Origin of the sequence: Legionella maceachernii (genome assembly GCF_900167045.1) — a bacterium.
In the GTDB taxonomy this organism is placed as follows: Bacteria; Pseudomonadota; Gammaproteobacteria; order Legionellales; family Legionellaceae; genus Tatlockia; species Tatlockia maceachernii.
On the sequence record NZ_FUXJ01000013.1, the window covers coordinates 24148 to 46027 of the forward strand.

Genomic DNA, 21880 nt, shown 5'->3' on the forward strand with positions numbered 1-21880 from the left:
TCCTGATGGTGGAATTTGTGCAGCTGCTTCGGAAATGTATTTTCCGCTGGATGGGATTTATTTATTACCCACGGCGGATAATAACAGCACGTGCTTGGCCGTATCTCTAAGATTAAGCAACGCGCGCAGTTCATCGTCATAAAATGCCCCTACTGAACAAGCGCCTAATCCACGTGCTTGGGCAGCGAGATAGGTTGTTTCTCCGCCTATGCCGGATTCTAGATTAGCGTATCGGTAATCTCTTTCTCCGTGGAGCTGTCCAATCCGACTGAAATCAACGCTCCAAGCAATAACAAACGCGGCTCGTTCTAAAAGCTCCTGAGAAAGCCCCGCTTGATATATTTTTTTTGAAAAATCACCTTCTTTGATTTTTTCTAAAGCCGCTTTTTCAGGGATATACCGATAAACCCCCTTAGCTAAGCCAGTTACCTTAGAGACAATGACAAATAATTCCACGCGTCTCCCATCCTCTACATTGTAGGGATTTCGAAGGGGAGCAAAGGATTGGTGGATTATGCCTGCAAAATCCTCAAGGCTAACCGCTAGGTCTGAAAATTGACGAAATGAGCGGCGATTTTTAATAATGACAAAAGTATCTTCTGCCGCCGTCGAACCCGGTGGTAATTGAATAAGTGCTTCTGTAGGAGGCATTTCATCCTGATATTTGGTCATGTCAATTGTTGGCGTCTTCCTGAATCCTTTTTTCCATTGTACAGAAGTTAACTGATAAGCAAGGCGAGTAGGTTCGATATCCTGAACCTCTTTAGGCAATGCGACGGGAGCGAATTGCGGTATTTCTGCTAATTCCGTGAGTTTATTCTTTCCAAGCACGATCAGCGATAGAACCCCTTCATCTTGAGGCGATAGTCTTAACACCGATTTCATTTTCTCATCATCAAAGAAAAAAGTGCGTACATAAGGAAGTCGCAGTGAAGAAGCCGCGATATCAAGATTACTTAAAATATGCCCAGCATCGGGTAATATATAACGAAAAGAGCGTTCACGGTATTTCCAAATAGTGCGGTCAAAATTAGCCGCAATAATGATAATGGCAGCGGTGTTTTTCAGTATGTCAGAATAAGGGCTCGCTAGCGAAAGAAGTTGAAGGGATTGTTGGTCACCCATTTGTGTTAGGCTATGATTTGCTGGGTGATAATAATAAATCCCGGGTTTAAGGCCGCTCACATTGATGACAGCAACGTATAAATCATTGGGATACAGAGCGCCTGCTGAGGCAGCAGCACGCAGCAATATATAATTTAATTGATCGGTGACCCCATTTGAATAATAAAGAAGGTTAGATAAGTCCTTTAAGTTCATAGCCTTTAGAGCGTTTGCTTGCATTTGCGATAAGCTTTCACTTAAGGAAGTGCCTGAACGTACATCAGGTCTCGGTAGGTAAGTTACTAAAGAATCCGCGTAATTTTTAAATTCTTGAGGCTTGGCGATATTAAACCTTGGCCTAAATACGGTACTATGGGTGTTATTCCCCTGTTGATGGATATAGCGAATAGAATCGACTTTCTTTCCTCCGGTGGTAAACCAGATTCGGTAGCCACCCGGTGTTTCCTGGCTCCTTTCAATAAGAGTAGTGGTTGTTGGTGTAATAAACTCATAAACGATCAGGGTTACCACCGAATAGGCAACAAGAACTATGAGGGTAAAGAAGAGTCTCTTGACCCATCGTTTCCATTGAGCTTGCGTTTCATCAAGCAGAACAGAGGGGCTATTTTTTTTTAGCCAATGAGAAACCAAGGGAAGCTGAAACCAAAGATGGACAGCAACTAAAAAGAGCAAGCAATAACCAAATAAATAATGCAAATCAAAGGCAGGTAAATCCATCCGTGCAACCCAGAAGAGCCCTAGACCAGCAGTAGTGAGTAAATAAAAAATCAAATAGATTGCCGAGATCATATTGATGTCTCGTCTTTTCACAGGTTTACCAATGCAAGCCCGCACAAGCAAATAGACAATCATTAAGCTAATAGGGAGAGAAAACCAGAAGAATTTTTCCATGGTATCGATGAGCCCCCAGTGGCACAAAAAACAGATTTTAAAGTAATTTATATAGCTTAATAGGACGTTTTCGATGCTTAAGGAAAGCGTTTCCTAAAAATTCAGCGTTTATTTCCGGTACTTTGTTTAATGCATCCTCAGAAATTAACACAGTTGTATGGTATAACTTATTCAACTGTTCGATATGAGCTGCCGAATTAACAACATCACCAATAATTGTATATTCAACTCGTCTCTGATTACCAATAATTCCAGTTACCGCATAACCAAAATGCAATCCTATACCTAGTTTCATGGGTGGTAACTCACCCTTTTTTATTTCTTCCTCATTACGCTTGACGATAGCCAAGGCAGCGTGGACTGCATTAGCTACATCATTATTACTGGAAATAGGGGCGCCAAAGATTGCCATAAAACCATCACCTAAAAATTTATTTATAATTCCTTTATTTTCATGGACGATATCTATCGCATACCTAAAAAAATGATTGAGATAATTAACAACCGTTGATGCATCATTTTGTTCACTGAAAAGAGTAAAATTTCTTAGGTCTAAAAACATAATGCAAACAGGCAGGCTCTCAGTAGCATTCGTATTTTTTGATAATAATTTAGTAACCACTTCGGGTGAAACATGCTGGCCAAAAATACTAGCAATGCGATCACGTTCTATTTGCGCCTCAAAAGCCACAGTGAGTTGAGTTTTAATACGCGAGGTAATAAAGGCAGTAACGAGGCCACAAATGAATAAAGTTACACTACGGACGAATAATGTGAACCATTCTATCTTGAGTGAATGAACTTCAATAAAATGGGTTGAGTATAGGAGATAGTAGGTAAGTCCTCCGTATTCAAAGGCGGCCACAATTCCTGCGAAGCGACATAACCATTCATTTAATGTTAAGGAGGAAAGAAAAATAAAAATGGCATAAATTAAAAGAGGGGACATTAAAAATATATAATTGAGCATTACATAATCAGAAAGAAGAATAATGGCTAAAGTGGGAATACTAATTTCGATAAAAGTGGTCAAATAGCGTAAAAAAAGAGGGATGTTTTTTTGATAATGAGTGTATTGATCAATCATTTTTCTCGTTAATAAAAAATAGACAGCAATACTTCCTAAATAAATGGGCAAGAATAACGGTGTCTTTTGAGGTGAAAAAGCAGTAAATAAGCCCCACATGAGTGCCAGAAAAATAAAAACGGCGGTTAAAATGGTCGCCCTTAATTTCTCGCTTTTTAAAATTTCCAACTCTAACGGGGTTTGCATAGTAAGCCAGGCTTCTTCCTTTCTATTATTTCCATTTTAGACTATTAAGATGGCCATAGCCGAGCAGCTTTCAATCACAAAATACTTATCTTTTTTCTGGTGTATTTAGTTTAATTACTACTTACATGGTAATAAATAACTCTTTCGGAGTACAAAGTAGAGCTGTGAAATATGAAGTTTTAAAAAGCCATAAGGAAAATTATTCAAATTTGATTGAGTGTAAGATGATATTAAAATTGGAGGATTAAAATTTTCCGAAGCTATATTTGTAAATCCCAAATCGGAAGAATCTTTCGCTGCTCAAAGAGCTTGTTATTTGATTTAATATATTCCCAAACTGCATGAATATGGAATGGACATGGAACAATAGGTATAAAAGATCCCAGAAAAAATTTTGTAAAAAACCCATAAGATAAATTGCAGCGAGATAAAAGACTCCTATGTCTTGAAATTTGATGGTACACCTAATTTGGTGTACAATTAAAAAATAAAAGAGCTTTAATGTGATAACAGAAGTTCAAATAACAAGAAATGCATTGAAAGATTTAAAAAGAACTCCTAAATATTTACAAGAAAAATTTCGTGCTTGGGTTGTAGCTGTAAATCATGTCGGTTTAGAGGAAACAAGAAAGAGGCCAGGTTGGCATGACGAGCCCTTGTTAGGTGAAAAGGCCAGAGATCCATTCGTTTAAATAAACAATGGAGAGCGGTGTATATTATTAAAGATAATGGAACAATTGAATTTGTTGAAGTGATGGAGGTAATGCCTCATGAGTACTAAAGATAGTTTAAATGCTTTAGAAGCAACTAAAAATATTTGGAATGAAATGACATTCGGCGGACTTGTTCGTTCCCTGAGAATTAGTGATGAAATTACTCAAGTCGAATTAGCAAATAGGGTGGGAGTTTCTAAGCAGTTTCTTAGCGATGTCGAGCATAATAGAAAAGATGTGGGCATTGCTTTTGCAAAAAAAGTGTCTGATGCACTTGGGTATTCTATAGAGCCACTAATCGAGCTTTTAATTAGAGATCAATTGAGGCGCCAACATCTTAATTATATTGTTGAATTAAAGCATGCCTCTTAATGCACTCACATATGCGATGGGAAAACTTAATGGATTTTAAGGAAAGAAAAGAAAAATTCTATGATCGATTTGGTATTGAGGACAATGTCACTGCACAAGTAAGTCTTGTAATTAAATCAGCGAATTGAGTTATCGTCGCGAACGAAGTGAGCTTTTTTTGGATAATCTTTGCTCACGCCCGCGGCGGAGTCTAGCTTTTTAGCGCAGAGTTCCTGGATCCCGCAGGCAAGCCGCGCGACGTCGAGAACTGAGCTGGACTGGGTTTTCAGGGATGTGTGGAGAATTCAGCGAAAGTGAGGGAGCTCCTCCTGCACTCGCATGCGTCAAAATAGTCTCACAGATTAAAGGCATTATCTGTCGCTGGCTGCTGTGGAACAAAATTTACCGCCGGTGAAGTAAGGCTAGGGTTTATTCTCATATCTTTTTCTTTCTGGATGTCAAATTTCACCCGAATAAACTCTAGACGACGCATCAACGAGCCTTCGGAATTAAAATTTGGATGCAGCTTAGCCTTCTCTGCTAAGTCTTCTAAAACCTGCATAACCATTGCACCCTCTTCGATAGTCTCTATGGCCTCATTCACAATATCATGGTGATGGCGATTCCAATGCCCTGTGAAAAATAAACCAATAGCAGGGATGCACCAATTTCGTTTCGAGTAATCGATCAAGAGATTGAGTACATTCTCTTCAAGCGTTTCATTCTCAATCCATAAATGTTTGTATGCTGGATTCAGTTTCTCATGAAAACGCAATTGCCTTGAGGCCTCTTCTCCACCTATTTTTTGCAGAAATTGTTCTTGTTCTTCGGTAAAATTAAATTCTTCAGGTCTACGTAAATAATTCAATAACGTTTGCATAACGTCAGGCAAGTAGGTTTCCGGTTTAGAAGCTAAAAAACTGTCTATAGAAGAATCCGCTACTCCTGCCAATATAGACAAGCCAATAAACACATCGATAAAATCATTTACCTTTTCTTGCGCTTGTGGAGAAAAATCGACATTAAGTGTTTCCCGGGTGTAAGGGCAGATAATTTGATTGTAACCTAAGGGAGAGCCGTCTATCTGCAGTAATTTTTGTCTATTCTCTTCAACGATAGCGGTCTGTTTCCGAAACATTAACATAGCAAACTGACCCAGTGAAAAAAAAGCATATCCCCCATTCAGCATTAGGAGGAATATAAAACCAATTAAAACAGCAAGTGGTGAATTAGCTTGCTGTGATTGCATTATGGCAAGAAAATTACCAGGTTGGAATAACAAATTTGCACAAACGCTTCTCTCCATTTCTATGATTTGCGCAACATTGAAACCACGCTCTATCATGCTTAGTAAGAATTCTTTATAAAGCTGCTCTCTGGGAGATAAACCCTCCGCAAGGCTAAGGGCCACCTTTATACCGGAGTTATCACTATTCGCTGATTCGACAATAGCGCGAGCCTCGTCATTTTGTCGTAAGCTAGTCTCTAATGAACTTTTCGACAATAAACGTATTCCATGCGGCTTATGCTGCTTAACATAGCTTACAAAAATGGCGTCATCAGGAATTTCCATGAGCGCGGCATCTTGAAGATAGGTGCTCGCCTCTTTAAGTTGTTCTCTATATTGATCCAAATTAATGAGACAAAGTATCAAAATAAAAACCTCATTTGGCGATTGGCGAATACAAAAAATTAACCAATCAGACAAAAAATACTCATTTTGGCTATTTTAAATGGGATTAGCCTTTTTTTCAACTGATTAGCAATGAGCGCGAAACGGTTAGCTGATTGCGCTACCCAATTTTAGATGACTAAGATCGTTTATAATTAAGGCTATTTTCCTGGTATACCAGCACCGGAATTAGGCAAATTTTTATAATAACGAAGCGAGGGAGCTAAGCGTGAGGATGCGATTTGAACTGTGTTTTGTTGCTCAGGGGTTGAGAAGAATTGCACCATGTCTTTAACCTGTTGCAAACTGATTTTAGCATTAATTAAATCCAATCGAACCTGCGTTGTCGTTTGTTCTCGCTGATTCACCAAAAAAAGGGTGCTATCCCCTGCGTAGAATTTTTTAATTTCGCCGTGCTCTACTTTTTTTGCCAAGCGCAAAGAACGTGTCAGCAGATTAATCTGTTGGCTGTACATTCGGATGGCAATAAAAAGGTTGGCTAACTGGTTACTTAATTTTTCATAGATAAATTTTCTTTTAGTCTTTATTTGCTGAAGTTCGCTAGTGCTACTTAAGAGTCTTCCTTTCGCTTCACGCTGACAAAACGGAAATTTAAAAGAAATCCCTACGAGTGCTGCTTGAGGGATTAACCTTGGATATCCTCCGCTTCCATATTGTTTAGAGGTGTAGGCCATGGCATCTAAGTTGGGTAATAAATCATTGCGAGCCAAATTTTGTTTCATTTTAATGATTCGATAATAACTCTCCATTTTACGAAGCTCTGGGTGGCCTTTTAGTTTGTCAAAAATAGTCGATACCGTAAGCCGTTTATCCGCTACTTGGAGGGGTAGTTGCGAGGTTTTGGGTTTTAATCTTCGGCCTCTTTCGTCTCGATAATAAATCGAAAGATTTATCGCGGCTTGCTCTAACATCATCTCGCCTTGATTAACAAATTGCTCGCGTTGGATCATCATTTGTAAATTTTCGGCTATGGCCAGTTTCGCTAACTCACCTTGATTTGCTTGCTTTGTGATAGCATTTTGTCTCTTCTTTGCCAAAGAGAGTAACTGTTTAAAAGCCTTTAATTGAAATCCAGCTTCTACCCATCGCCAATAAGCTTGTATGGCTTCTTGGTATATTTTTATTTTTGTGGAGGCGGCATTTTGATTGTTAAGATGAATCGTTTCAGCTTGCGTAAAAAGAGCAGTTCGTTCTTTATCAACTGCCCTATTTCTAAGTAAGGGAAAGGACAAACCCACACGGTATTCACCACCGGAATTGGTAAGATAATTTTGGTAATAGATCGGCCAATCACCGCGTCCAATACGGTATCCGCCAAACAATTTCAATCCATTTCTTAGCGTGGGTACGACTAATTCATTATCAATATGCGTATTAACATAGCCGCCAAAGGGCTGGGAGCGGCTATTAATGTTCAAGTTGGGATCAAATTTGCCGAGGGCGCTGATGTAATCTCCTTGCGCTTTACTTATCTCTAAATAAGCAATGATCACTTGCGGATAAAACTGATCAATTTTCTCAAGGATATCGGTTAACTTCAAGGGTTGGTTAACCTTAGAAAAGCTTTCGGAGGAGCTCAACAGCAACAAGATGAGTAATATCGGATTGATAAATGACTTATACTTGCTAACCAAAATATTGCTCATAACTTTCTGTACTCATTATCGCTTTCCGGAGGAAATCCATTGAATTGACGCCAAAGCTCATACCATAAGGGTACTCTACCTAATTGAACCCAGCCATGAACCAAGACTCCTTGTCTTAAAAACCTGATATTAGGCCAAGGCTCGTTTGGCACAATGACCACTCGAAAGAAGCCCTGGCCATTATCTGTTGGATCAATAAATGCAACTGTTCCTCTGAAAGTTCCTACCGCAATTTCAGGCCATCCCCGAAATTGAATGGCCGGCCAACCCTCAAATTGCAGCTGTGCTTTCTGGTTTAAGCGAACAAAAGGTATATCATTGCCGTCAATCCACAATTCTACGGCTCGTGACTTAGTATCGGGAATAATTTGCGCTAAAACCTGTCCAGCACTCACAACGACGCTTTGCTCACCGGTCAAACGCTTAAAAATAGTACCTGCTACATGTGCTTTAATGACTTGGGTTTGTTGTCGAGCAATTCGTATATCAATGTTCACTTTGTCGATATTCGCTTGCGCGAGATCGTTTTGATATTTTGCATACTCAATTTGTGCGAGTTCATACTGACGTTTTGAGTTTATCCCGTCTGTATATAGCCTCTTTTGTCTATCCACATTGGATTTTCCTGCGGCTATAGCTTGTTTGGCGGCTTCGATTCTAAGTAGAGTTGCTTGTTTTTCAAGCTCAAGACGGGATAAAAGTTCAGGGTCGTTATCCGATACATCCACAATAGGGTCTCCCGGTTTCACTGTCATGCCCTCATCAACATACCATTTTTTTATTCGTCCACTAATGGGGGAATTGACAGTATGTAATCGCTCTGTCGGCGAATAGGCAATAACTCTGCCATTGCCTAACGCAAATTGTTGCCATGGCGTCAACAAAAGGATGAGAACTACGCCTAAAAAAATGGGTAAGGTAATGAATATAACTGTTCTTGGTTTAGGTAATTTTTTTAGAATGGTATAGGAATAAAGTTTCATATATTCACAATAGAAAAGTGAGCCGATAAGGGTAAATCTGAGCGTTTACTTAAAATGATTAAAAGAGTGCTCTCTAAACGTTCTAATAAAACGAAGATTTCTTTAAGCGTTTGTGAGTCGAACAAGTCAAGACCCCTATCAATAACCAAAAGCTGTGGTTTTAAGAAAAAAGCACGTGCTATCATTAGTTTTGTAAGCTCAACTTCGGTAAACACACTTTGCCAGTCATAGATCACAGTATGGAGATCTTCCGGTAGCTTTCTAATTTTATCAATGAGTTGTAATCGCTCCAGTAAAGCATAGACTTCTTTATTAGCAATGTTTTTGTGCCGCAAAAATAGATTGTCATAAATACTTCCTGCAAACCATTGAGTACCCGTAATAAGAAGACTGTGATGACGCAAGGGAACAAGATGTTTATTATCACAGGGGACTTCATTGATATCGATTTTCAAGAGATTATGGTTTGTGAAACCAAATAATTCCTCAACAAAATTTTGGCATAAGTCCGAGCTTTCTGTTTTTATGATGAGAGGGCGCTTAACTGTGACAACTGCCTCATTATTTGCACCAAATCGTAATCGGAGATGATCTAATGAAGAGAGAAAACTAAGCGATTTTTGTTCTTTTTCAGCGGGTAGACTAAGAAGTGCGCTTATTTTGTCAGAGGAGGCTCGCAAATCATAATAGTTTTCCAATAATGTTCCGAACCGTTTGAACGCATAGATGAACGATCCGAGAACGATTTCTGAGGCGACTAACTGACCAAGGCTTAATTGGTTATTAATAACAAGGTACCCCCCTAAGCCGAGCAGCAGGCTAGTTGCCAGGGCTGATAAAAGGTAAAAACCAGTTTGCTGCTTGATGAGTTCTTTGAAATGTTGATTTCTCACTTTAAGAAATTCGACAAGTCTACGATCGGTTTCTTGAAGAACGAATCGATCGTAGAAGTTGAATTTAAATAAAAAGCGATTGATTAAAATTTCCTCTAACCAAGTGCCAATCTTATGTTTTTTATCACACTCTTGTTTTGCTGAATATAAAGCTTTGCCATAGGGAAGAAAAATAATGAGTAGAACGCTAAGGATAATAAAGCCATCAAAAATAATAAAAAGAGGATGGTAGGCTAAAAGCAAAATTAAGCCAAAAAACACTTGCAGACCTAAATTGATTCCGTAAATCAAAAGGCTAGCCAGTGACTTTTTTATAGTCACAATCTCAAAAAAGCGATTGACTAATTCAGGCCCATAATGGGTGGAAAAATTATTTAGTGATAAGTGAGCGAGTTGATCCGTTAAATTTAAACTCACTTTTACCATCAACTTCTGTTGAATGATTTCTATGATAATTAGTTGCCAAACACTGAGAGCCCCCAAACTGATCATTAAGACGAAAACCATTACACTCAGTGTAAACACCGGCTGTAATAATTTTCCAAAAGCAATTAAATTAACCAATGTCTGGGCTGCAATAGGCACAATCAAAGACAACATACTGACCAGCACACTGATAATGACAATCGAGAGAAGGGTTGACTTATCTAATACATCTGCTGTGAGAGAAACCGTTTTCGCCATTCTTTCTGTCCTTATCTATGTGGATAGCTTCCCGAACGCGCTATTAAAAGCATTTAATCACTAATGCTTCAGTTTTTTCAATAAGAAAAACTCTAGTGACTCTATCGCTTTACTTGGATTATTTTTTTTCATCAAGCAAACACGAATATCATTTAAAGAAGGTAAAAAATCGAAATCTAACCGCTCAAGATAGGGAGGAATGAGAGTTCGTTGGATAGCGGTGATACCTAATCCAGCACGTACAGCGGCCATTTTACCAGCATAACTTGGGCTACTATAAACTAATCGCCATTTAATTTTATTTCTATTCAGTGAATTAATGACATCACCTCGATAAATGCAAGGAGAAGGGGACAAAACTAAGGGAACGACTCCTTTTTCAGAGAAGACGGGTAGTAATTCCTTTTTACCTATCCATTCCACAGGTTCAGACCAAACATTCATTACTGAAGCACCTTCTTGTGAATTCGTTTTAAGCAGAATTAAATCAAATTTATCTTGGTTGAATTTATCAATAAGATTTAAAGAAAGATCGCATTCAACATTGAGAATTACTCTTGGATGCAAACGCCCAAACTCCACTAAAACGTCTGATAAAATCATACTTGCAAAATCTTCGGGTAAACCAAGTCTAATCTCCCCATGAATTTCAGGTGCTTTGAAATAGTCAAGTGATTCTCGATGTAATTCATAAATTCGTTTTGCATAACTTAAGAAGAGCTCTCCATCAGTCGTCAGAGACAGCGTCTTACCTCTATGAAACAAAGGCTTTTCTACTAAGCTCTCAAGCTTAGCAATTTGTTGGCTAATGGCCGATTGCGTACGTCCCACCCTTTCAGCCGCTTTAGTAAAACTGTTTGTTTCTGCTACAGCGAGAAAACATTGCAGAGTAATGGTATCAAGAGACATATATAAGGTTTCCTTATATTTGAAATAATTATTTTTAATTTTACTAATATTAATATCGCTTATATATTAAATCAAGAAAAACATAAATTCTAATGGAGTTGCTTATGAACCTATCGCACTGCAATGAACTGTTGTTAATGGCAATAATACTGTTTCTTATTATGAGTACGTTGGTTAATTACGCAGTGAGTGAAAAAAAATCAACCATAGCGGCGACGTGTTCAACTTTTTTAACTGGGACTAGTTTCATTATTGGGTTATTTGCACTGTTCATCAACCCCAGCTGCAACACGACCAATGAATTATTCAGCTTAAGCAATTTAAGCTTTTTAACCGCCACTTTGATTTTATTTGTCAGCTTTATAGTTCATCAATTTTCAAAGCGCTACATGAGTGGGGACAGAAATTATCGCTTGTATTTTCGCAGGTTGTCCTTAATTACTTTCACGGCCACTACGATGGCCTTTGCTAACCACTTGATCCTTTTCTGGTTGGCATGGTTCCTTAGCAATATCTTTTTAGTCGTCTTAATGATCCACAAGACCGAGTGGGAAGCAGCAAAGAATTCCGGCATTTTGACAATGAAAACCTTAATTCCTGGCAGCTTGGCACTTCTTATTTCCTGTTCGCTGCTTTATATGCTAACTGCAAGCTTCTCAATTGAAGTAGTAAATAGCCAACTAGCCCAATACGAATCGCCCCTAGTCACTGTGGCGACTTTGCTCATTGTTTTTGCGGCGATTACTCAATCTGCCATTTGGCCATTTCATCGTTGGCTTTTAAGCTCACTGAATTCACCAACCCCTGTTTCTGCACTGATGCATGCGGGTCTCGTCAATGGCGGGGGGGTGCTATTAGTCAAGTTTTATCCCCTCTTAATCGGCGATCAAGCCCTTCTCAATGTAGTGTTCCTATTAGGAGCAACCACTGCACTCTTAGGAAGCCTTTGGAAATTAATTCAGAATAGCGTCAAACGCATGTTGGCTTGCTCCACGATGGCTCAGATGGGTTTTATGATGATGCAGTGTGGATTAGGGCTATTTCCGGCAGCAGTGGCGCACTTATGCTGGCATGGGTTATTTAAATCGTACTTGTTCTTGAGCTCTGGTTCAGTTTTGCACCAACGCCGTATTCAAACTCAATTGCACCCTGTCACAATATCTAGCCTAATTTTTGCAGTGCTGGGGGGGGTGGCAAGTGCTTTTAGTTTTGCGATGGTCACTGAAAAGTCCATTTTTCCTCTGCAAAGCACAAGCTTTCTTTTAGTTTTCACTTTCATAGCAGGGGCACAATTATCTGACACATTAATAAGAGCAAGCCATTTTAGGCTAATGAACCTGCTGGTAATCATGCTCTCTTTGCTGACTGGCTGGTTATATGGAGAGAGTATACATCTGATTGAATTTTTAACAGGTATTCCCATGGCGCAATCCACCTCGCTCAATGGGATGCAGCTGATGGTACTCATCTTGTTTCTAAGTACATGGCTTATGTTCAACTTTAGAAGCTATCTACAACTGGAAAGGACAAGACTATGGGCTTTCATTTATACAAGAATGCTCAATGCAAGCCAACCGCATCCTAAAACAATGACCACTAACCGTAAAACTTATCAGTACTAAGGGGTTAACATGAAACGTCACCTATCTGATTCAAATGCTCAACACGCGGCAAATAACTTTAATTTTGATCATCAACCTAAAAGCATTGCTGCAATGGTTGCCAATGCGGCTAAATTGCTGACGCCGGTATGGCCTCTTGACACATTCATTGCCTGCAATTCCTTGCATGGGTATGAATCCCTTCATTTTGAAGAGGCTATTTTAGAAAGTCAGTTTAATAAGACCGTGCAAGTGCAGTCCCAATTGGAAGAAGTCAATCGCCAGATGATTAAATGGTGTAGTGCTTTTTTGGATCCAGAGCAAAGCACTATAGCCATGCCCAATAAAGAAAAAGGGTTTTATGGCGCTTTTATAAGCCTTGCCCCCTTCGATCAGTCCTTACATCAGAAAAACAAAGCCAATAAATCTTGGCTTGCAAATTTACCTCATAATGCTGAACAAGCGATTAGTTTTTGTTTCAAAGAGCTTCGAATACCGTCTCATGAGCAAGAAACGTTTATAGAAAGAACATTAAATTATCTTCCAGGATGGGCTGGGTATATTCACTGGATGAATGAATGGTCTACGCGAAAATCCCCATTTTCCAATGATTTGGTTGATTTTATCGCCGTAAGATTGGTCATCACATGTCTCCTTTGGCCTGAAGCAGGAAAGGAAAAAAAGAATTATTCCAAGACATCGCATTCAGATGACTTAATCAAGGAAATGAAAGTGAGGGAGAGATGGTTTCGAAACGATCTTTTAATCAAAATACTCTATGATCTTAAGAATCACAAAAAAGACGAAGTACGCTCAGATGCACAATTGATTTTTTGTATTGATGTTCGCTCAGAACCTTTTCGTCGTGCTCTCGAAAAGCAGGGGAATTACGAAACATTAGGATTTGCCGGTTTCTTTGGTTTACCGATTAAGAGTTGTGATTACCACACTGGAAAAGTGAAAGAATTATGTCCTGTCTTATTGAAACCGAAATTTACAATTGATGAGACGCCTATTGTTCCTGATTTAAACCTCGTTGATCGTTATCAACGAGGTAAGAAGATTAAAAACACCTTAACTACTGTGTATAACCAACTGAAATATAATTTTTCAACGCCCTTTGCGTTCGCTGAGTTTTTGGGGGCTTGGTGTGGATTAACGATGTTCATGCAATCCTTTTCACCTGTCCAGTACAAGTCCTTAAGCAATTGGGTAAATGAGCTGCTGACACCTGCTTTAAGGACAAAAACAATCGATCGAGGAATGAGTTTAGAAGATCAATTGAGCCATGCAGAGACCATACTGCGGCTAATGGGGTTAACAAAAAATTTTGCCAAAGTGGTGCTTTTTTGTGGCCATGGCAGTACGACCCAGAATAATCCCTATGCCTCAGCTTTGGATTGCGGTGCTTGTGGTGGAAATCATGGAGGCTCGAATGCAAAGCTGCTCGCCACTATACTCAATAAGGAGGAAATACGCGCAGGACTCTCTGAAAGAGGAATAACCATCCCAGCAGATACAGTGTTTTATGCCGGTCTCCATAATACCACGACGGATGAAATTACTCTTTATGTCGACCAGAAAAAGCCTGTTCACCAAGCCATTCTGAGAAAGCTTAAGATTGCCTTTGCTGAGGCAAGAAAAAAGACAACTCTTGAACGGAGTGCCAAGTTAATGAAATCGACCTTTAAAGAAAATGAGGTCATCAGAAGAAGCTCTGACTGGTCTGAAGTAAGACCAGAATGGGGACTTGCTCGAAATGCAGCGTTTATAGTGGGCCCGCGTCGTATAACAGAGAATATCGATTTAGAGGGGAGATGTTTTTTGCATTCTTATGATTGGCAGGAAGATTCTCAAGGAAATTGCCTTGAAACGATATTAACTGCGCCGATGGTAGTGGCCCAATGGATTAATAACCAATATCTCTTTTCGACTCTGGACAACACTACTTACGGAAGCGGCAGCAAAATTACTCACAATGTCATGGGTAAAATAGGGGTCATGCAGGGTAACGGGAGTGATTTGATGCATGGTTTACCTCTCCAGTCTGTAAAGAGCGATGATAAGACGAACTACCACGAGCCTTTGAGGTTATTAACCCTTGTTTATGCCCCGAAGCATCTAGTCACCCAAATCATCGAGAAACACGACATCTTAAAAAAGTTATTTTTTAATCACTGGGTTTCATTGGTTGTTATCGATCCTACAACTCGTTCAACTTATTACTTTAATGACAAGAATACATGGGAAGCCATTTAATAAAAGGATAAGAGAAATGGACAAGTATAAAAATAAGCAAGTCTTATTGGCAACAAAACATGCTAAAGAGCAGGTAATCCAACCCGTTTTTAAATCCGTTCTTCATTGCCAAGTTAACACGAAGGATTTTGATACGGATAAATATGGCACATTCAGTGGTGAGATTCCAAGACCCCTTGGTCCTTATCAGACCTGCATTTTAAAAGCAAAAGAGGCAGCAGAAAAGTTTGGCTACGAGTTAAGCATTGCCAGTGAGGGAAGTTATGGACCGCATCCTTTTATTCCTTTTATCCCTGGAGGTCATGAAGTTATGATTTTTTGGGATAAATCGAAGGATTGGATTATAGCGGAACAATTAATTACGGAAAAAACCAACTACAGCTCGATATACGTGGATTCGACAACCAATATTGAGGGATTTTTAAGACAAATGGGTTTCCCAGGCCATGCATTGATTATGCAAACTGCCACTACGAAGGAAATCATTGCTAAGGGCATTAATGACATTCACCTACTTCAATCTTGTTTAAAATCGGGTTACAAAGTGGAAGATCGCTTATTGCTTACAACCGATATGCGCGCCATGCTAAATCCCACAAGGATGAAAGTGTTATCCGAATTAGCCATTAAACTAGCGAATCGTATCAAAACTAACTGCCCGGGTTGTTGGGCGCCGGGATTTGGTTTTAAAAAAACGCAAGACAATTTATTATGTCAAAGTTGTGACTCGCCCACTTCCCTCTATAAATTCGAATTATATGGTTGTGTACAATGTTGTTATGAGGAGTCTAAGCCAAGGAAGGATGGTTTAGAGTATGCCAGTCCTGAGTTTTGTAATTATTGTAATCCCTAATCTATCGTAGGGTTTGGAGCAACGATGAGTAAAAAAAGCGCTTTAGTGGGTATTATTATGGGGTCAAAAAGCGATTGGAGAATATTATCTCATGCAGCTGAGACACTCGAGATCTTAAACATAGAGTATGAAACCAAAATTGTTTCTGCTCATCGCACGCCAGATCGATTGATAGAGTATGCAAATAATGCGGAGTCATCAGGCTTGGAAATTATTATTGCAGGTGCTGGTGGTGCCGCACATCTCCCTGGCATGATTGCTTCAAAAACGATACTTCCTGTACTGGGTGTGCCTGTTCCGCTAGAATTATTAAACGGATTAGATTCGCTATTGTCTATAGTCCAAATGCCATCGGGTATACCCGTAGGGACTTTGGCCATTGGAAAAGCGGGGGCTGTTAATGCCGCATTATTAGCCGCTGCAATGCTCGCGAATAAGTACCCAGATATTAAGATCAAGTTAAAATCTTACCGTGAAGAGCAAACACGTAAAGTACTTGAAGCCGATACACCCCAATTAGGAACAAGTTAAGATGAAAATAGGTATTTTAGGTGGTGGGCAATTAGCAAGAATGCTGTCCATGAGCGCCCATACTTTAGGAATTAAAACCCTTTGCCTCGATCCTAACCAAGAGGCTTGCGCAGAAAACGTAACTTTAGTGTTAAGGGGGGAGTATTCTGACAAAAATGTTTTGAAGCAATTTTTAGAGAGTGTGGATTGTGTGACGCTTGAAACGGAAAACATACCGCTGGATGCAGTAGAGTTTATCAATAGCATCAAACCTGTCTATCCTTCTATTCATGCGTTAAAAATTTCACAAGATCGCTATCTTGAAAAATCCTTTCTTAAATCCCTCGGTATCGCAACTGCTGAATTTACCGAAATAAATACAATGAAACAGCTTGAGGCTGCGATTGCGGAGATTGGGTTACCGGCCATATTAAAGACGAGACGTATGGGATATGATGGAAAAGGCCAATTCCTTATTCGACATCATTCTGAATTGCCGCTAGCTTGGCAAGAATTACAACAGCAACCTTTGATTTTGGAAAAATTTATTCCTTTTCACTATGAAGTGTCGCTTATCGCCGTACGCAATAAAAAATCGAATATCGAATATTATCCTTTAATCCGCAATCATCATAAAAATGGCATTTTGCGATGGTCTGAGGCGCCATTTAAAAATGAAATTCTTGAAGAGGAATGTAGAAGAATTACAAAGACTATTTTAGATGAATTAAATTACGTGGGGGTTATCACTGTAGAGTTTTTTTATGATGGGCATAAGCTAATGGTGAATGAAATTGCCCCGCGAGTGCATAATTCCGGACATTTAACGATTGAAGGTGCGGCGACAAGTCAATTCGAAAACCATTTACGTGCTATTTTTGATCTTCCTTTAGGAAGTACTTCCTTTTTAGGAAATTGCTTCTTACTTAATTTTATAGGGGAAATGTTGCCCATCCAAAACTGCTTGAAGTACGCCGGGCTTCACTACCATGATTATGAAAAAGCACCACGTCTTAATCGGAAAGTAGGCCATGCAACGCTAGTCAGTTGGCAAACCTCCCGTTATGACAAGACGAAACAAGAACTAAAATCCTTTTTAGGAATCTCTGAAGATGGATAAGAAAAAATGCTAAAGTTAAATAAGCAATCGGCAATGTATAATCAAGCTTATGACAAATAATTATAAAGGCGAAAAAATGCTCATTTATTTGGCATAAACCAAACCATTTTTCAAAAATTCAATAAAAATAAAAATCAAATACAAACGAATTTCGCTAAATAATTTTATTAATTTTTAAGATTAATTAATCAATAAGGGTTTATTTTTGAGTCAATTATTCCTTCTCTATGGCCGTGTATGAATACGGTTGCATACTCCTTTTTACACATTTTTGTTGCGGCGATTATTGCTTCATCCTTTGTTGCAAAATGCTTAATTGGTAGAAGAAAATTTGATTGCTTAATATCCCATCCGCCTCTCGATCTTGGAACAATATGATAAGATATTTTAGGCATGGCATCCTCCTTGACTTGCTCTATTTAATCTTAATTATTTTAACTTTTAAAAATTTTTATCATTTTTACTCACGTTTTATATTAAATTATAGGTAATTATTTTATGTAAGTAGAATATGAGGCTCAATTGATCCAACATGAATTCTTTCATGGTTGTGCTAAAGAAGTTGCTTATTTAGTCTATACTCATGCCTATGTTTACTCGGCAAATTCAATGTTATGCTACAAGGAATAAATCTCTTCTCGGAGTATAAATTGAGTAATAAAAATATCAATTAATTGAAATCCATCTCATTTATGCGAGGGTATACCTTGAAAAGAAAAATTAACACGTTACCCATAAAAAAATTTTTTAAGAATTTAGGCCCAGGATTAATAACCGGTGCTAGCGATGATGATCCTTCTGGAATTGCAACTTATTCTCAAGCGGGCGCGCAATTTGGATTAGCCACATTATGGACTGCGCTCATTACTTTTCCTCTTATGTTTGCTATTCAGGAAATGTGTGCGCGGATTGGGCTTGTGACCGCTAATGGTTTAGTAGCAAATATTAAAAAACATTATTCAAAATCGATACTGATTCTAGTGGTTTTGTTAATGGGCCCAGCGCTGATTATTAATATCGGCGCTAATATAGCGAGTATGGGTGCAGTAATTCATCTTTTATTGCCCACAATTCCAGCAATAGCTGCCTCCATTTTTTTCAGTTTTCTTTTAATCGTCTCGATGATTGCTTTATCTTACAAGAAAATTGTTTCAATCTTAAAATACTTATGCTTAAGTTTATTTTTGTACATCATTATTCCATTTATTACGAAGCAAGATTTTAGCGAAATTATAAAAAATACATTTATTCCCCACATCAAATTTGATAAAGATTTTCTCAGTATATTAGTAGCCATTTTGGGAACAACTATTTCTCCATATCTTTTCTTTTGGCAAACTACAATGTCGGCAGAGCGTAATAATTTCGAAAAGATTAGGTTAAGAAAAGAGGAATTTCATAACCTTAGAAAAGATGTTGGAATAGGCATGTTAATTTCAAATATCGTGATGTATTTTATTATATTAACCACGGGAACCGTTTTATTTAATCATGGTATTTCTATATCGACTGTCGAGGATGCAGCTAAAGCTTTAGAGCCTTTAGCTGGAAAATTATCGTATTTATTATTTTCATTAGGGATCATTGGAACGGGTTTTTTGTCTATACCTGTATTAAGTGGTTGCTTATCTTATACCGTATGCACTACTTTTGGGCTAAATGAGGGGCTTGATAAAAAATTTAAAAAAGCAAAAGTGTTTTATTTGCTCATTATATTTTCTATTTTAATTGGGTTGGGACTAAATTATTTTGATGTAAATCCTATAAAGGCTCTCATTTTCTCGGCAATTTTATATGGATTGGTTTCTCCTCCATTATTATTAATAATTCTGCTAATCGGGAATAATAAAACAATTATGGGGAATAAAAAGAATGGAAAATTATCAAATTATTTAGGGATACTTACTTTTGTATTGATGAGTTTATCAGGAGTATTGCTTGTATGCTTTTGGTTAAATGGCTAATTCACTTAGCCAATTAATATTCTTTTTATTTTTAAATGTCCTTAAACCCGTGCATTTCTCTTTGGTTTTAATTTTAAGAGAAATTTCACTACTATTTTTAAATTTCTATTTCGGATGCACCGAGACCCTAAGTTTTTGTAGAAATGTCCCCGCTAATCCCACATTAAAGAATTAGCCAAATTCCAAAATTTCCTTGAACCTTAATTTTTGCTTAACTTTATTATTTCAAAATAAGCCTAACGTTTATATATTAAATTTCCAATAAAAATGACTCGAATTAGTAAAGCAATCGAAGCCGGTAATATTAATGAGATTAGACAAATACTGAGTGATCGAGATGAGAATGGAGTACCTTATGAGGATATCAATAATGTGCATAACGGTTTAACAGGAGCACAAACAGGAGTATGGTATACTTTATCTTGCCTTTATCATAGTTCTACTTTAAAGCCAGAAATCGCTTGTAGTATCATCGATGAGTTTTTAAACGTCCAAGATGATGCAGGAAATCCAGTTATTGATTTAAATAGTAATCATAATCTCATTGAGATTTTGAGACGGATATTTGACCTCTATGCAGCAGGAAAAATATTTTCTTCCACAGCAAATTATTTGGTGGATCGAGTTGTAAATCTCCGAAAAAAAAATGGCTCTAGCGCTTATGACTTCACTACTGGCGAATTAGAAGATGCTTCTTTAATTGCGGCCGTATTAACTAATGATGCACACCTTGTTCGTACTTTATTAAATCTTCGCAATCCCGATGAGGTACGTACATTGGACGTAAATTATAAAGTGGACTGGACTTGGGATGAACCAACTGCGCTTGATGTTGCCTATACAGGTTGGTTTAATACTAATAAAACTCATGAAGATTTTACCCCAAACAATGAAATTATTATGCTTCTAAAAAGTGCGGGGGCAAGAAGAGCGTCTGAGATTCTATTTCCAGTTGTAGTACGCGATTTAGCTGAAGATCTCCATGAAAGTATCAAAGTATTAAGAGAGTTGGAGAACGAGAATAGGGTTGCAGATCCAAAAGGAGAAGATGAGTTAACACGCTTAAACTCGAGACTATATAGTTCAGTAGACGCTTCTAATGTCTATGCACAAGAGTGGCGGCTTATTCAAGAAATGCGGCGAAGAATTCAAAAAATTCCGGCGGATATCTCTCATCGACAAAAATTTATCCGCTATTTCAATGAATCAGTGGACAAATTAGAAACAGCTGCTCAGTTTTATTCTCCAGGAAAAAAATTGCCTTATTTTTATAAAGAAAAACCTTGGTCGAAATTAATAAATGAATACTATTTTGTTAATTCATTCAACCACTCTATAGAGAGAGCATTCGAGGGGGATATAGGTGAGTTATTAAATTCTAAAAATATAACCCAAAAACTTAAACAATCAGCGAATCAATTAGTTGTTACAGCTGAAGAACAGCAATTTGATTATTTAGACAAAATAGGTGTACCTGCTGAATCAGTATCAGCGATTCCTCTTTATCTTAAATCGAATATTATAAAACTAGCAAGCATAATTTCATCAATGCAAAATTATGTCATAGAATTAGATGAAAATGGGCGAGTAATTGACGCTAAAAAGCTAGCTCAATTAGCAAATCAATTAGAAATGAGAGTCACCCAATTTATTTTAAATGGAAATTTTACAGAAACCGATTGCAGCTGCTTTGTTAACTGCTGTACTTACCTCGTTGAATCATTTGAGTTAAATAACAGGAATACTGGAAAAATTGCAGCTTTTTTTATCGATATTTTAAAATATTTAGGTGGTATTTTGAAATTAGATGTAATTGAGAGCGTTTTTCGTAAAGATGGCTTATCTTTTTTTAGTGAAAAGACTTGTCGCGAACAACGCAAAAATCAGGTATTAGATGAATTAAATCTGATCAAAAATTCAGCCGCCCTATGATTTCATAATCCCAAAATACAGGTTAATTCGTAATTGCCCTGGGAAGTAGGTTGCTTTTAAAGTATTGTAAATTCTCTTTTCGTATTATCTCTCCAATGGTAGAATGATGTGTGGAAATCTGTTTGAATTTGACACTTATTATTCTTTAGATAGATAGTTAGAATGATAATTATGCAATTACCGGTTGTATTAAATCGACAAGTCTACTTCCCTAATAAACTATTCTTTAAATATTTATTCCAATTGCTAAGCAATTCCGCTACTATCCTTGTTTGATTGAAGCGCTCTCTATGACCAAATTCCGAAATACCAAGTCTTTAAATGAATCCCTTTCTTCGTTAATGCATGAAATAACTCAATCTCTTACCGTTATAAATGCCTATGCCAGTGGGTGTATAAACCAATTAAAATCAAAAGATTATGAAAAAAATAAAATAATAGACGCTTTATATGAGGTGAAAAAGCATACCGAACTTCTGG

Annotated in this window: 17 protein-coding genes; 9 read left to right on the forward strand and 8 right to left on the reverse strand. The window is 37.9% G+C overall.

Features of this window, described 5'->3' with window-relative positions; genetic code table 11:
- Positions 1-57 precede the first annotated feature (57 nt).
- Together B5D33_RS11505 and B5D33_RS11510 are read right to left on the reverse strand one after the other, a co-directional pair.
- Positions 58-2016, reverse strand: coding sequence for a SagB/ThcOx family dehydrogenase (locus tag B5D33_RS11505; protein WP_078767432.1), 1959 nt, complete (start codon positions 2014-2016; stop codon positions 58-60).
- Between the two features lie 37 nt (positions 2017-2053).
- The gene (locus tag B5D33_RS11510) at positions 2054-3289 is read right to left on the reverse strand and encodes an adenylate/guanylate cyclase domain-containing protein (RefSeq protein ID WP_058453121.1); all 1236 of its coding nucleotides are present in this window, start codon (positions 3287-3289) and stop codon (positions 2054-2056) included.
- 503 nt (positions 3290-3792) lie between these two features.
- On the opposite strand from B5D33_RS11510, the gene B5D33_RS16850 reads away from it, so the two are divergent.
- A complete protein-coding gene (locus B5D33_RS16850; protein WP_234802504.1) occupies positions 3793-3981 on the forward strand; it encodes a hypothetical protein in 189 nt (62 codons plus the stop codon).
- A 78-nt stretch (positions 3982-4059) separates the two neighbouring features.
- Positions 4060-4374 carry a helix-turn-helix domain-containing protein gene (locus tag B5D33_RS11520; protein WP_058453122.1) on the forward strand — a complete coding sequence of 105 codons (315 nt, stop codon included), beginning with the start codon at positions 4060-4062 and terminating at the stop codon, positions 4372-4374.
- Positions 4375-4708: 334 nt separating this feature from the next.
- On the opposite strand, the gene B5D33_RS11525 is transcribed toward B5D33_RS11520, so the two are convergent.
- The 5 genes from B5D33_RS11525 to B5D33_RS11545 form a co-directional block, all read right to left on the reverse strand.
- Entirely contained in the window at positions 4709-6061 is a 1353-nt protein-coding gene (locus B5D33_RS11525; RefSeq protein ID WP_058453123.1) for a DUF5617 domain-containing protein, read from the reverse strand.
- Positions 6062-6186: 125 nt separating this feature from the next.
- Positions 6187-7692 carry a TolC family protein gene (locus B5D33_RS11530; protein WP_065240035.1) on the reverse strand — a complete coding sequence of 502 codons (1506 nt, stop codon included), beginning with the start codon at positions 7690-7692 and terminating at the stop codon, positions 6187-6189.
- Entirely contained in the window at positions 7689-8675 is a 987-nt protein-coding gene (locus B5D33_RS11535) for an HlyD family secretion protein (protein WP_058453124.1), read from the reverse strand. The genes B5D33_RS11530 and B5D33_RS11535 overlap by 4 nt, the downstream gene beginning before the upstream one ends.
- A complete protein-coding gene (locus B5D33_RS11540) occupies positions 8672-10252 on the reverse strand; it encodes an ATP-binding cassette domain-containing protein (protein WP_058453125.1) in 1581 nt (526 codons plus the stop codon). The genes B5D33_RS11535 and B5D33_RS11540 overlap by 4 nt, the downstream gene beginning before the upstream one ends.
- A gap of 60 nt (positions 10253-10312) precedes the next feature.
- Positions 10313-11161, reverse strand: a complete 849-nt coding sequence (locus tag B5D33_RS11545; RefSeq protein WP_058453126.1) for a LysR family transcriptional regulator — start codon at positions 11159-11161, stop codon at positions 10313-10315.
- A gap of 104 nt (positions 11162-11265) precedes the next feature.
- Between B5D33_RS11545 and B5D33_RS11550 the strand changes: the two genes are divergently transcribed.
- The 5 genes from B5D33_RS11550 to B5D33_RS11570 are packed head-to-tail and all read left to right on the forward strand — an operon-like array spanning position 11266 to position 17504.
- Positions 11266-12783, forward strand: coding sequence for a proton-conducting transporter transmembrane domain-containing protein (locus B5D33_RS11550; RefSeq protein WP_058453127.1), 1518 nt, complete (start codon positions 11266-11268; stop codon positions 12781-12783).
- 9 nt (positions 12784-12792) lie between these two features.
- On the forward strand, positions 12793-15021 hold the full coding sequence (locus B5D33_RS11555; protein WP_058453128.1) for a DUF2309 domain-containing protein: 2229 nt from the start codon (positions 12793-12795) through the stop codon (positions 15019-15021).
- Between the two features lie 16 nt (positions 15022-15037).
- Positions 15038-15874, forward strand: a complete 837-nt coding sequence (locus tag B5D33_RS11560) for a DUF6671 family protein (protein ID WP_058453129.1) — start codon at positions 15038-15040, stop codon at positions 15872-15874.
- Between the two features lie 24 nt (positions 15875-15898).
- A complete protein-coding gene (purE, locus tag B5D33_RS11565) occupies positions 15899-16405 on the forward strand; it encodes a 5-(carboxyamino)imidazole ribonucleotide mutase (protein ID WP_058453130.1) in 507 nt (168 codons plus the stop codon).
- A 1-nt stretch (position 16406) separates the two neighbouring features.
- A complete protein-coding gene (locus B5D33_RS11570; RefSeq protein ID WP_058453131.1) occupies positions 16407-17504 on the forward strand; it encodes a 5-(carboxyamino)imidazole ribonucleotide synthase in 1098 nt (365 codons plus the stop codon).
- Positions 17505-17692: 188 nt separating this feature from the next.
- On the opposite strand, the gene B5D33_RS11575 is transcribed toward B5D33_RS11570, so the two are convergent.
- The gene (locus B5D33_RS11575) at positions 17693-17899 is read right to left on the reverse strand and encodes a DUF2188 domain-containing protein (protein WP_058453132.1); all 207 of its coding nucleotides are present in this window, start codon (positions 17897-17899) and stop codon (positions 17693-17695) included.
- 312 nt (positions 17900-18211) lie between these two features.
- On the opposite strand from B5D33_RS11575, the gene B5D33_RS11580 reads away from it, so the two are divergent.
- Complete coding sequence (locus B5D33_RS11580; protein WP_202972392.1) at positions 18212-19468, forward strand: NRAMP family divalent metal transporter; 1257 nt, start codon at positions 18212-18214, stop codon at positions 19466-19468.
- A 267-nt stretch (positions 19469-19735) separates the two neighbouring features.
- Positions 19736-21400: a hypothetical protein gene (locus B5D33_RS11585; protein ID WP_058453134.1), complete on the forward strand. Its 1665-nt coding sequence runs from the start codon at positions 19736-19738 to the stop codon at positions 21398-21400.
- Positions 21401-21880 lie beyond the last annotated feature (480 nt).

What these genes read in the sequence shown, in the direction of transcription:
- B5D33_RS11505 (WP_078767432.1), bottom strand. Translation starts at nt 2,016, where the DNA reads ATGGAAAAATTCTTCTGGTTTTCTCTCCCTATTAGCTTAATGATTGTC.
- B5D33_RS11510 (WP_058453121.1), bottom strand. Translation starts at nt 3,289, where the DNA reads ATGCAAACCCCGTTAGAGTTGGAAATTTTAAAAAGCGAGAAATTAAGG.
- B5D33_RS11520 (WP_058453122.1), top strand. Translation starts at nt 4,060, where the DNA reads ATGAGTACTAAAGATAGTTTAAATGCTTTAGAAGCAACTAAAAATATT.
- B5D33_RS11530 (WP_065240035.1), bottom strand. Translation starts at nt 7,692, where the DNA reads ATGAGCAATATTTTGGTTAGCAAGTATAAGTCATTTATCAATCCGATA.
- B5D33_RS11535 (WP_058453124.1), bottom strand. Translation starts at nt 8,675, where the DNA reads ATGAAACTTTATTCCTATACCATTCTAAAAAAATTACCTAAACCAAGA.
- B5D33_RS11540 (WP_058453125.1), bottom strand. Translation starts at nt 10,252, where the DNA reads ATGGCGAAAACGGTTTCTCTCACAGCAGATGTATTAGATAAGTCAACC.
- B5D33_RS11545 (WP_058453126.1), bottom strand. Translation starts at nt 11,161, where the DNA reads ATGTCTCTTGATACCATTACTCTGCAATGTTTTCTCGCTGTAGCAGAA.
- B5D33_RS11550 (WP_058453127.1), top strand. Translation starts at nt 11,266, where the DNA reads ATGAACCTATCGCACTGCAATGAACTGTTGTTAATGGCAATAATACTG.
- B5D33_RS11555 (WP_058453128.1), top strand. Translation starts at nt 12,793, where the DNA reads ATGAAACGTCACCTATCTGATTCAAATGCTCAACACGCGGCAAATAAC.
- B5D33_RS11560 (WP_058453129.1), top strand. Translation starts at nt 15,038, where the DNA reads ATGGACAAGTATAAAAATAAGCAAGTCTTATTGGCAACAAAACATGCT.
- purE (WP_058453130.1), top strand. Translation starts at nt 15,899, where the DNA reads ATGAGTAAAAAAAGCGCTTTAGTGGGTATTATTATGGGGTCAAAAAGC.
- B5D33_RS11570 (WP_058453131.1), top strand. Translation starts at nt 16,407, where the DNA reads ATGAAAATAGGTATTTTAGGTGGTGGGCAATTAGCAAGAATGCTGTCC.
- B5D33_RS11575 (WP_058453132.1), bottom strand. Translation starts at nt 17,899, where the DNA reads ATGCCTAAAATATCTTATCATATTGTTCCAAGATCGAGAGGCGGATGG.
- B5D33_RS11585 (WP_058453134.1), top strand. Translation starts at nt 19,736, where the DNA reads ATGACTCGAATTAGTAAAGCAATCGAAGCCGGTAATATTAATGAGATT.